The 11,364-nt window shown below is 66.0% G+C and carries 8 protein-coding genes; 5 read left to right on the top strand and 3 right to left on the bottom strand.

The genetic code is table 11. From position 1 onward, the window contains the following. Positions 1–156 precede the first annotated feature (156 nt). Genes HLA98_RS20990 through fdnG form a run of 3 tightly spaced genes read right to left on the bottom strand, consistent with a single transcriptional unit; the run spans position 157 to position 4,797 of the window. Positions 157–804, bottom strand: a complete 648-nt coding sequence (locus HLA98_RS20990) for a formate dehydrogenase subunit gamma (RefSeq protein WP_049448818.1) — start codon at positions 802–804, stop codon at positions 157–159. Continuing rightward, entirely contained in the window at positions 801–1,718 is a 918-nt protein-coding gene (gene fdxH, locus HLA98_RS20985; protein ID WP_049448816.1) for a formate dehydrogenase subunit beta, read from the bottom strand. Before fdxH ends, HLA98_RS20990 begins: the two co-directional genes overlap by 4 nt. Positions 1,719–1,728: 10 nt before the next feature. Then, positions 1,729–4,797 carry a formate dehydrogenase-N subunit alpha gene (fdnG, locus tag HLA98_RS20980; RefSeq protein WP_152984860.1) on the bottom strand — a complete coding sequence of 1,023 codons (3,069 nt, stop codon included), beginning with the start codon at positions 4,795–4,797 and terminating at the stop codon, positions 1,729–1,731. 290 nt (positions 4,798–5,087) lie between these two features. Here fdnG and gmk point away from each other — a divergent pair, with 290 nt between their 5' ends. The 5 genes from gmk (at position 5,088) to recG (ending at position 11,134) form a co-directional block, all read left to right on the top strand. Continuing rightward, positions 5,088–5,753, top strand: a complete 666-nt coding sequence (gene gmk / locus HLA98_RS20975) for a guanylate kinase (protein ID WP_057499642.1) — start codon at positions 5,088–5,090, stop codon at positions 5,751–5,753. Positions 5,754–5,863: 110 nt separating this feature from the next. Beyond that, positions 5,864–6,163, top strand: a complete 300-nt coding sequence (gene rpoZ, locus HLA98_RS20970) for a DNA-directed RNA polymerase subunit omega (RefSeq protein ID WP_005410877.1) — start codon at positions 5,864–5,866, stop codon at positions 6,161–6,163. A gap of 106 nt (positions 6,164–6,269) precedes the next feature. After that, positions 6,270–8,432, top strand: a complete 2,163-nt coding sequence (locus tag HLA98_RS20965) for a RelA/SpoT family protein (protein WP_057499641.1) — start codon at positions 6,270–6,272, stop codon at positions 8,430–8,432. A gap of 196 nt (positions 8,433–8,628) precedes the next feature. Next, positions 8,629–9,015, top strand: coding sequence for a RidA family protein (locus tag HLA98_RS20960; RefSeq protein ID WP_057499640.1), 387 nt, complete (start codon positions 8,629–8,631; stop codon positions 9,013–9,015). Between the two features lie 7 nt (positions 9,016–9,022). Continuing rightward, positions 9,023–11,134, top strand: a complete 2,112-nt coding sequence (gene recG / locus HLA98_RS20955; protein WP_057499639.1) for an ATP-dependent DNA helicase RecG — start codon at positions 9,023–9,025, stop codon at positions 11,132–11,134. Positions 11,135–11,364: the final 230 nt, after the last annotated feature.

Below are 11,364 nucleotides of genomic sequence, written 5' to 3'. Positions count from 1 at the left end.
TTCCGATCTCATGGATGCGGCGACCGAGCTTACATGGACGTACTTGCAGCGTCCCCCGCAACCGGACCCACCCCGCCACCCCTCAGGAAGCCGGCTTTTGACGTTGACGTTGACGTTGACGTTGATTCTGCGGGTGCAGGGCCGCAGGCCCTGCCGCTACCCCTCTTCCCGCCGTCCGCGCAGGATGTCCCGGAACCATTGCCGGTGATGTTTGTACGCCCACCCATAGGTCACCTTGCCCTGGGTCATCGCCCGCACCGAGCCCTTGATCCAGAGCGCTGCGTAGATGTGCACCACGATCGCGCAGATCAGCACCCAGCCGAACAGCGCATGGGCAAGTACCGAGAAGCGGATCACCCCGATCGGGAAGAAGTGGCTGAAATACTGCCGCCAGATCACGAAGCCGGTCAGCAGCAGCGCCGACAGGCAGCCGATGATGGCCCAGAACAGCAGCTTCTGGCCCGCATTGAAACGGCCCACCGGCGGCAGCTTCTCATCTTCGTTGCGCAGCACATCGCGCATGCCGCGCATCCACGCGCGATCGTCAGCGGTCGGCAGATTGTCGCGCCACATGCGGAACGCCAGCAGTGCAAAGCCGACCACCATGGCCAAGCCGATGAACGGATGCAGGATGCGCGTCCACGGTCCACCGCCGAACAGCTGGGTCAGCGGAAACAGGGCAGGGTGGAACAGGGCCAACCCGGACAAGGCGGTCAGCACGAAGCAGATCGCCACGATCCAGTGGTTGATGCGGGTCGGCGCACGGTAGCGGATGATCTGGCGCGGGTGCGGGGCGTACTTCATGGCCGCTGCTCCTCTTCGATCTTCTTCGCCTCGTGTTCGGCTTCCTCTTCTTCCTCGTCATTGACCGTGTTGCGGCCGATGCCGATGTAATGCAGGAACCCGGCGAAGGCGGTGGCGGCGATCGCCAGCACGCCCAGCGGCTTGGCCACGCCCTTCCAGACTTCCACCATCGGGCTGATGCGCGGGTCCTTGGGCAGGTCGGCGTACAGCTCCGGCTTGTCCACGTGCTGCAGCACGTACATCACGTGGGTGCCACCCACGCCCTGCGGGTCGTACAGGCCGGCGTTCTCGTAGCCGCGCGATTTCAGGTCGTCCACGCGTCCGGCCGCGTGCTCGGTCATCGCCTGCTTGCTGCCGAAGGTGATCGCACCGGTCGGGCAGGTCTTCACGCAGGCCGGTTCCTGGCCCACCGCCACCCGGTCCGAGCACAGTGTGCACTTGTAGGCCTTGTGGTCCTTCTTGGAAATGCGCGGCACGTCGAACGGGCAACCGGTCACGCAGTAGCCGCAGCCGATGCAGTTCTCTTCCTGGAAGTCGACGATGCCGTTGGCGTACTGGATGATTGCGCCGGGCGACGGACAGGCCTTCAGACAGCCCGGATCGCTGCAGTGCATGCACCCTTCCTTGCGGATCAGCCATTCCAGCTTGCCCTTCTCGTCCTCGTACTCACGGAACTTCATCACCGTCCACGACTGGTCGCTCAGGTCGGGCGGGTTGTCATAGCTGCCAACGCAGCTGCCTACTTCGTCACGCAGGTCGTTCCACTCCATGCAGGCGACCTGGCAGGCCTTGCAGCCGATGCACTTGCTCACATCGATCAGCTTGGCGACCTGGCCGGTGTGCGCACCACGCGCCTCCGGCGAGGGCGTGGTGGTGGCCGAGCGGCGGATGATGTCCAGGGATTGCAGTGACATGGCGTGTCTCCTACACCTTCTCGACCTTGACCAGGATGCACTTCGATTCGGGCGTTTGCGAGTTGCCGTCACCGATGGCGTTGGTTAGCGTATTGGCGATGTACCCGGGCTTGGCCGCACCGAGGAAACCCCAGTGGATCGGCACGCCCACCTGGTGCACGGTCCGGCCATCGATCTGCAGGGCCTTGATGCGCTTGGTCACCATCGCAACGGCTTCGATATGGCCGCGCTTGGAACTGACGCGCACGCGGCTGCCGTTGTTGATGCCCAGCTCGTCGGCCAAGGCCGCGCCGATCTCGACGAACTGCTCGGGCTGGATGATGGCATTCAACTTGCCGTGCTTGGTCCAGAAGTGGAAATGCTCGGTCAGGCGGTAGGTGGTGGCCACATGCGGGAACTCGTCCGGCGAACCGATCTGTGCACGGTCGCTGGCGAACACGCGTGCTGCCGGATTGTTCAGCGTCAGTGCCTGGCCGGGGCTGAGCGGATTGCTGCGCAGCGGTGTATCGAAGGGTTCGTAGTGTTCCGGGAACGGGCCTTCGGCCATGCCGGCCTTGGCGAAGAAGCGGGCGATGCCCTCCGGGTTCATGATGAACGGGCCCATCCCACCGGCGGGATCTTCGTCGGCCTTGAAGTCCGGCACGTCCACGCTGCCCCAGTTCTTGCCGTTCCAGGCCAGCAGCGTGCGGCGGGGATCGAACGGCTGGCCGGCCACGTCGCACGAGGCGCGGTTGTACATCACCCGGCGGTTGGCCGGCCACGCCCAGGCCCAGCCCAGCGTGTTGCCGATGCCGGTGGGGTCGCTGTTGTCGCGCCGCGCCATCATGTTGCCGGTCGGGCCCCAGGCGCCGATATAGATCCAGCAGCCGGAGGCGGTGCTGCCGTCGTCGCGCAGGTCGCCGAATGCGGCCAGCTGCTCGCCGGCCTTGCGCACCAGCTTGGTCGGGTCCTTCGGATCGAACACGTCGGCCAGCGCCTTGCCGTTGTATTCCATCGCCAGTTCTTCCGGCGTCGGCAGCTCCGGATTGGAATACTTCCACGCCAGGTTGCGCACCGGCTCCCACCACGCACCGCCGTCCTTCTCGTACATCGCTTTGATGCGATGGAACAGCTCGGACATGATCTCGATGTCGCTGCGCGCTTCGCCCGGCGGATTGGCACCCTTCCAGTGCCACTGCAGCCAGCGCGAGGAGTTCACCACGGCGCCGTTTTCCTCGGCGAATGACGTGGTCGGCAGGCGGAACACCTCGGTCTGGATCGTGCTCGGGTCGACATCGTTCAACGCACCGTGGTTCTGCCAGAAGGCGATGGTCTCGGTTTCCAGCGGGTCCATGCTGACCATGAACTTCAGCTTGGAGAACGCGCTGATCAGCTTGCCCTTGTTCGGCGCCGAGGCCAGCGGATTGAAGCCCTGGCAGATGTAGCCATGGATCTTGCCTTCATTCATCAGCTCGTACGCCTGCAGCATGTCGTACGGCTTGTCGAGCTTGGGCAGGTAATCGAAACACCAGTTGTTGTCGGCGGTGGCGGCGTCGCCCCACCACGACTTCATCAGGCTGACGTGGAACTTCGGGTAGTTCTGCCAGAACGACATCTGGTTGGCGCGCAGCGGCTTCTGCGTGCGCTTGGCGATGTAGGCCTCGTAGTCCTGCTCGTCCTGTTTCGGCAGGGTCAGGTAGCCGGGCAGCAGGTCGGACATCAGGCCGATGTCGGTCAGGCCCTGGATGTTGGAATGCCCGCGCAGCGCGTTCATGCCACCACCGGCCACGCCGATGTTGCCCAGCAGCAGCTGCACCATGGTGCCGGCACGCACGTTCTGCGCACCGATCGAGTGCTGCGTCCAGCCCAGCGCGTACAGGATGGTCATCGCCTTGTCCTTGCCGGCGGTGGACGCGATCATGTCCCAGATCTGGCGGATGCTGTCGGCCGGCGTGCCGCAGATGCGTTCGACCATCTCCACCGTATAGCGCGCGTAGTGCTGCTTGAGCAGGTTGTAGACGCAGCGCGGGTCCTTCAGCGTCGGGTCGCTGCGCACGAAGCCATCGTCACCGTAGGCGTAGTCCCAGCTGGAGCGGTCGTAGCTGCGCTTCTCTTCGTTGTAGCCCGAATACAGGCCATCCTTGAAGGCGAACTCGTCCTTCACCAGGAACGACATGTCGGTGTAGTTCAGCACGTACTCGTGCTGGATGCGGTCCTCGGTCAACAGGTAGTTGATCAGCCCGCCCAGGAACACGATGTCGGTGCCGGTGCGGATCGGCGCGTACACGTCGGCCACCGCGGCCGAGCGGTTGAAGCGCGGATCGACCACGATCAGGCGGGCCTTGTTGTGTGCCTTGGCCTCGGTCACCCATTTGAACCCGCACGGGTGTGCCTCGGCAGCATTGCCACCCATGATCAGGATCAGGTCGGCATTCTTGATATCGACCCAGTGATTCGTCATCGCACCACGGCCTAGCGTCGGGGCAAGACCTGCCACCGTCGGGCCGTGTCAGACACGTGCCTGGTTGTCGAATGCCAGCATGCCAAGGGAGCGCACGACCTTGTGGGTCAGCACCGCGGTTTCATTGCTGGTGGCCGAGGCCGCCAGCATGCCGGTGGTCAGCCAGCGGTTGACCGTCTGCCCGGCTTCGTTCTTCTGCACGAAGTTGGCATCGCGGTCTTCCTTCATCAGCCGCGCGATGCGGTCCAGCGCATCGTCCCAGCTCAGCCGCTTCCACTCGTTCGAGCCCGGCGCGCGGTACTCGGGGTAGAGCAGGCGCGACTTGCTGTGGATGATGTCGGCCAGGCCAGCGCCCTTCGGGCACAGCGTGCCACGGTTCACCGGATGGTCCGGGTCGCCTTCGATATGGAAGATGCTCGGCTCGGCGTTCTTGGCACGATCGCCGAGGCTGTACATCAGGATGCCGCAGGCCACCGAACAGTAAGTACAGGTGTTGCGGGTCTCGGTCGCACGGGTCAGCTTGTACTGCCTGACCTCCGCGAGCGCGATGCCGGGCGCGAAGCCCATCAATGCCAGACTGGAGCCGACCAGGGTTGTCCCGGTCACTTTCAGGAACTGGCGGCGGCTCATCGATGGCATGCCGTTCTCCTGGGATGGCGGGGAGGCGCTGGCCTCCGGGCTGTCGTTGGGTACGGCCCGGTTATAGCACAGCCCCCCGCATGCCCATGTGGCACAAGGCCCGGCGCCTGCCGGGCGGGCGCGCAAAGGGGCCGCTCTGGTAAAGTTGCGTGCCCGCACCCCGGGGAAGCGTCTGCCGGGCCTGGTTCCAGGATGTTCCGCGCAGCCCCCGCCGTCCTGGCGCGATCCTCCGCGCCGGGTCTGGAACACCGAGGAAAAATTTTGCGAAATCAACCCGTTGGATCCCCCGCATGAGCGCCCCGTCGAAGCCGTCGGACGCCGTTGCGCGCGGCACGCTGTATATCGTTGCCGCCCCGTCCGGCGCCGGCAAGAGCAGCATCGTCAATGCCACCTTGGCGCGTGACCCGCAGATCGCCCTGTCGATCTCCTTCACCTCGCGCGCGATGCGTCCGGGTGAAGTGAACGGCCAGCACTACCATTTCGTCAGCGCCGAGAAGTTCGAGGAAATGATCGCCGCAGGCGACTTCTTCGAGCATGCCTGGGTGCACGGCGACTGGAAGGGCACCGCCCGCCAGTCTGTGGAACCGCAGCTGGCCGCGGGGCAGGACGTGCTGCTGGAAATCGACTGGCAGGGCGCGCAGCAGGTGCGCCAACTGGTGCCGGGCACGGTCACCGTGTTCATCCTGCCGCCGTCCAGGCAGGCCCTGCAGGACCGCATGCGCAAGCGCGGCCAGGACAGCGAGGCGGTCATCGCCCAGCGCCTGGGCGCGGCCCGTGACGAGATGCTGCACTTCAACGAGTTCGACTACGTCATCGTCAACGAGGTGTTCGACACCGCCGTGGACGAGCTGTGCGCCATCTTCACCGCCAGCCGACTGCGCCGGGAGGCCCAGAAGGTCCGCCACGCCGGCCTGATCCAGGCCCTGTTGACCCCTGATCCGGGCGCAACTGACTGATTCCAAAAGAATCGGGTGGGGGTTGGCTTGATTTTGTCCAGCCCCTGCCAGTACACTCCGTCCCCTTTCCCTCATTCGACTGAGCGGCCGACCGGTCGCCGGGAGCCCGTATGGCCCGCATCACCGTAGAAGATTGCCTGGAAGTCGTTAACAACCGTTTCGAACTGGTCATGATGGCTTCCAAGCGTGCCCGCCAGCTCGCCAACGGCGTGCAGGCCACGCTGGACAACAGCGAGACCGAGGACAAGCCGACCGTGCTGGCGCTGCGCGAAATCGCCGCCCGCAAGATCGACAACGCGCTGATCGACGAAGTCGAGAAGGCCGAGCGTGAGCGCGCCGAGCGTGAAGCGCTGGAGTGGGCTGCCGCGGAAGTGGTCGCCGACGAAGACATGTCCAAGAACGACGATTGATCGCATCGATCAACGTAATCGTTGGATGTGCCGAACAGCCCGCCCCGTGCGGGCTGTTTCGCATTCAGGATTTGCCGTAAACGTCGCGCTGGAATAGGCTTCGGGCATGAACCCAGGCCCCACTGCCAAGGTCGCCGCAGCCCCCGCTGCCGCCGTACCCGACTACGTCCTCCAGCTTGAACGCGCCGCCCATTACCTGCCGCCGGAACAGCTACCGCTGTTGCGCCGCGCCTGGGAAGTCGGAGCCGCCGCGCACGCCGGGCAGACGCGCAAGTCGGGCGAGCCCTATATCACCCATCCGGTGGCCGTGGCCCAGGTGCTGGCCGAGCTGGGCCTGGACGTGGAAGCGCTGATCGCGGCGATCCTGCACGACACCATCGAAGACACCCCGCTGACCCGTGAGGCGCTGGCCGCCGAGTTCGGCGAAGCCGTGGCCGAACTGGTCGACGGCGTGACCAAGCTGGACAAGCTGAAGTTCCGAGACCGCCAGGAAGCGGCCGCCGAGAGCTTCCGCAAGATGCTGCTGGCGATGTCGCGCGACCTGCGCGTGATCATGATCAAGCTGGCTGACCGCCTGCACAACATGCGCACGCTGGGCGCGCAGAGCCGCGAAGCACGTGGCCGCATCGCCCGCGAGACGCTGGAGATCTACGCGCCCATCGCCCAGCGCCTGGGCATGAGCCTGGTCAAGAGCGAGCTGCAGAACCTGGGCTTCAAGGCGCTGTACCCGTGGCGCCACGCCATCATCGAAAAACACATCCGCAGCCAGCCGGTGGTACGCCGCGAAGCGATGGCGCAGGTGGAAGTGCAGCTGTCGCAGCGGCTGGCGAAAGAGGGCATCGAGCACCGCCTGGTCAGCCGCATCAAGACCCCGTGGAGCATCTACAACAAGATGCGCGACGAGAACAAATCCTTCGACCAGGTGATGGACGTGTTCGGCTTCCGCCTGGTCGTGCGCAGCGTGCCCAGCTGTTACCACGCGCTGGGTTCGGTGCACGCCACGTTCAAACCCCTGGATGGCCGCTTCCGCGATTTCATCGCCATTCCAAAGGCCAACGGTTACCAGTCGCTGCACACCGTGCTGTTCGGGCCCTACGGCTCGCCGATCGAAGTGCAGATCCGTACCGAGGAAATGGACCTGATCGCCGAACGCGGCGTGGCCGCGCACTGGACCTACAAGTTCGGTGGCGATTCGCCCAACAGCGCGCAGAGCCGCGCCCACGCCTGGATCGTCGAACTGATCGACTCGCAGCGCGCTGCCGGTTCGTCGCTGGAGTTCCTCGACAACGTCAAGGTCGACCTGTTCCCGGACGAGGTCTATCTGTTCACGCCGAAGGGCAAGATCCTGGCCCTGCCGCGCAATTCCACCGCGCTCGATTTCGCCTACGCCGTGCATACCGATGTCGGCAACATGGCGGTGGCCTCGCGCGTGGACAAGAAACTGGTGCCACTGCGCACCAAGCTGGTGTCGGGGCAGTCGGTGGAGATCATCACCGCACGCTCGGCCACGCCGAAACCGCAGTGGCTGGAATTCGTGGTCACCAGCAAGGCGCGCACCGCCATCCGCCACCAGCTCAAGCAGCTGGAGCACGAAGACGCCGTGCAGCTGGGCCACCGCATGCTCGACCGTGCGCTGGAAGCGATGGATTCGTCGCTGGAGCGGCTGCCGAAGGGGCGCCTGGATGCGTTCCTCACCGAGCATCGCTTCCCGCGTCTGGAAGCCCTGCTGGCCGAGGTCGCACTGGGCAACTGGATGCCGACCCAGGCCGCGCAGGCACTGATGGCCTACGCCGAACTGCGGGGCGGCCCGCATTCGCGCCACCATTCGCAGGAAAAGATCCTGATCAACGGCAGCGAGCGCGGCGTGGTCACCTTCGCCGGCTGCTGCCAGCCGATTCCCGGCGACGAGATCATGGGCTACCACACCGCCGGCAAGGGCATCGTGGTGCACCGCATGGACTGCCCGAACCTGGCCGAGCTGCGCAAGTCGCCCGAGCGCTGGGTGCCGATCGGCTGGGATACCACCGTCTCCGGCGACTACGACACCTCGCTGGTGGTGGAAGTGGAGAACGGCACCGGCGTGCTGGCGCAGCTGGCCGCTGCCATTGCGCAGAGCCATTCCAACATCGAGCGCGTGGACTACCTGGACCGCGACTTCAACGCCGCTGTGCTGGCGTTCAACATCCAGGTGCGCGACCGCAATCACCTGGCCGAGGTGATGCGCCGCCTGCGCCGCCTGTCGGTCGTGCAAGCGGTGCGCCGGCAATAACCCCACCCCATGCGTGGATGGTTTTTGTAGAGCCGAGCCCATGCTCGGCTGCTCTTGCCTGAAGCAGCCGAGCATGGGCTCGGCTCTACAGGCGGCGCATCACATGCCCGGACTGCGGTAGATCCACGCCATGCGTGGATGCGCCCCCACCCGGTACAATCACCGCTCTGTTTTCCCCCAAGCATCGGAGCGACCCATGTCCCGCCAGATCATCAACACCGAAAAGGCTCCCGCCGCCATCGGCCCGTACTCGCAGGCCGTGCGCGCCGGCAACACCGTGTACTTCTCCGGCCAGATCCCGCTCGACCCGACCACCGGCGACATCGTCGGCGCCGGTGACGTCGAAGCGCAGGCCCGCCGCGCCTTTGACAACCTCAAGGCTGTGGCTGAAGCCGCTGGCGGCTCGCTGGACAAGGTCGTGCGCCTCGGCCTGTACCTGACCGATCTGGGCGAGTTCGCCAAGGTCAATGCGGTCATGCAGGACTACTTCCAGGCCCCGTACCCGGCCCGTTCCACCATCGAAGTCTCCGGCCTGCCGAAGGGCGCCAACTTCGAGGTCGACGCGGTGATGGTCATCGACTGACCGCCACGTGGCACGCAAGGCGGCGGTCACCCCGGTCCTGTCACCGTCCGGCGAAGCATCCCTGGCGATGCTCGCGGGCGTGGGTCCGGCCGTGGCCGCCAAACTGCAGGCGCGTGGCCTGGCCACCCTGCAGGATCTCTGGCTTCACCTGCCGCTGCGTTATGAAGACCGGACCCGGCTGACCCGCATCGAAGACCTGCGCAACGGCGTGCCGGCACAGGTGGAAGGGCGGGTGGTCGCGGTCGAGCGCGGCATGCGTTACCGGCCGATGCTGAAAGTGGCTGTGGAAGACGAAGGGCGGGGCACCCTGGTGCTGCGCTTCTTCCACTTCCGCCAGCAGCAGGTCGGCCAGTTCGCGGTCGGCAACCGGCTGCGCTGCTTCGGCACGCCCAAACCGGGCCAGCTCGGCCTGGAAATCGTCCATCCCAGCTACCAGGTGCTGGGCCGCAATGACGATCCCGAACTCGGCGACCGCCTCGACCCGGTGTATCCCACCGTCGAAGGCGTCGGCCCGATGACCATGCGCAAGCTGATCGGCCAGGCGCTGGACCGCCTGCCCGAGGAAAGCGCGCTGGAACTGCTACCCAGCGGCTGGCTCGACGGCCTTGGCCTGCCGTCACTGCGCAGCGCGCTGCTGACCGTACACCGGCCGCCACCGGATGCCGACCTGGCCGCGTTGGCCGCCGGCACCCACCCGGCGCAGCGCCGCCTGGCGATGGAAGAACTGCTGGCCCACCACCTCAGCCTGCGCCGCCAGCGCATTGCCCTCCAGGCGCACCACGCACCGCCGCTGGCCGGTCCCGGCAAGCTGGCCAAGGCGCTGCTGAAGCAGCTGCCGTTCGCGCTGACCGGCGCGCAGGCGCGCGTGTTCAAGCAGATCCGCGAAGACCTGTCGCGGCCCAGCCCGATGTTGCGGCTGGTGCAGGGCGACGTCGGTTCCGGCAAGACCGTGGTCGCCGCGCTGGCCGCGATGCTGGCGGTGGAGCAGGGCAAGCAGGTCGCGTTGGCTGCCCCCACCGAGCTGCTGGCCGAACAGCACCTCAACAACCTGCGCGGGTGGCTGGAGCCGCTCGGCGTGCGTATCGCGTGGCTGGCCGGCAAGGTCACCGGCAAGGCGCGCGCCAGGGTGATGGAACAGGTCGCCAACGGCGAAGCACAGGTGGTGGTCGGTACCCACGCACTGATGCAGGAGGCGGTGGTGTTCCAGGATCTGGCCCTGGCCATTGTCGACGAGCAGCACCGCTTCGGCGTGCACCAGCGGTTGGCGCTGCGCGACAAGGGCGCAGGCGGCAACAGCGTGCCGCACCAGCTGGTGATGACCGCCACACCGATTCCGCGCACGCTGGCAATGTCCGAGTACGCCGACCTGGATGTGTCGGCCATCGACGAACTGCCGCCGGGCCGCACGCCGGTGCAGACCGTCGCACTCAACAATGATCGTCGCCCGGAATTGATCGAGCGCATCGCACTGGCCTGCGAGGAAGGGCGGCAGGTGTACTGGGTGTGCACGCTCATCGAGGAAAGCGAAGAACTGGATGCCACGCCCGCGCAGGCGACCTACGAATCGCTGCAGGCGCTGCTGCCGGGCGTGCGCGTGGGGCTGGTGCATGGCCGCCTGAAGGCCGCTGAAAAGCTGGCGACGATGGTGGCGTTCAAGGCCGGCGACATCGACCTGCTGGTGGCGACCACCGTGATCGAAGTCGGCGTGGACGTGCCCAACGCCTCACTGATGGTGATCGAGAATGCCGAGCGTCTGGGTCTGGCCCAGCTGCACCAGCTGCGCGGTCGCGTGGGGCGTGGTTCGGCGGTGTCGCGCTGCGTGCTGCTGTACCAGGCGCCGCTCTCGCAGATGGCACGCGAGCGCCTGCAGACCATGCGCGAAACCAATGATGGTTTCGTCATCGCCGAAAAGGATCTGGAGCTGCGCGGTCCCGGCGAACTGCTGGGTACCCGGCAGACCGGCCTGGCCGGTTTCCGCATTGCCGACCTGGCCCGCGATGCCGGCCTGCTGCCCGGCGTGCACGACCTGGCCGAGCGCCTGCTGGACCAGCAACCCACACTGGCCGATCGTGTGGTGCAACGCTGGATCGGCACCGCCGTGCGTTACGCCTCGGCGTAGCGCCACCTTGATGGGTGTGGACCTTGGTCCGCACATCCACGCATGGCGTGGATCTACTCCATGTTCATCCACGCACTGCATGGATGTGTCGACCAAGGTCGACACCCACCAACAGCCGCGGAAATCTGTCGAAGGCGGGGTGGGTCCGGTTGCGGGGGCGTGAGCCGCATGGATGCGGCGACCGAGCTTACATGGACGTACTTGCAGCGTCCCCCGCAACCGGACCCACC

The sequence above is a fragment of the Stenotrophomonas africana genome (genome assembly GCF_013004645.1).
In the GTDB taxonomy this organism is placed as follows: domain Bacteria; phylum Pseudomonadota; class Gammaproteobacteria; order Xanthomonadales; family Xanthomonadaceae; genus Stenotrophomonas; species Stenotrophomonas africana.
This window is presented reverse-complemented; position numbering and strand designations above follow the sequence as displayed.

Bases quoted from the DNA above. Each gene is read 5' to 3' on its own strand.
- HLA98_RS20990 (WP_049448818.1), bottom strand. From the start codon at position 804: ATGAAGTACGCCCCGCACCCGCGCCAGATCATCCGCTACCGTGCGCCG.
- fdxH (WP_049448816.1), bottom strand. From the start codon at position 1,718: ATGTCACTGCAATCCCTGGACATCATCCGCCGCTCGGCCACCACCACG.
- gmk (WP_057499642.1), top strand. From the start codon at position 5,088: ATGAGCGCCCCGTCGAAGCCGTCGGACGCCGTTGCGCGCGGCACGCTG.
- rpoZ (WP_005410877.1), top strand. From the start codon at position 5,864: ATGGCCCGCATCACCGTAGAAGATTGCCTGGAAGTCGTTAACAACCGT.
- HLA98_RS20965 (WP_057499641.1), top strand. From the start codon at position 6,270: ATGAACCCAGGCCCCACTGCCAAGGTCGCCGCAGCCCCCGCTGCCGCC.
- HLA98_RS20960 (WP_057499640.1), top strand. From the start codon at position 8,629: ATGTCCCGCCAGATCATCAACACCGAAAAGGCTCCCGCCGCCATCGGC.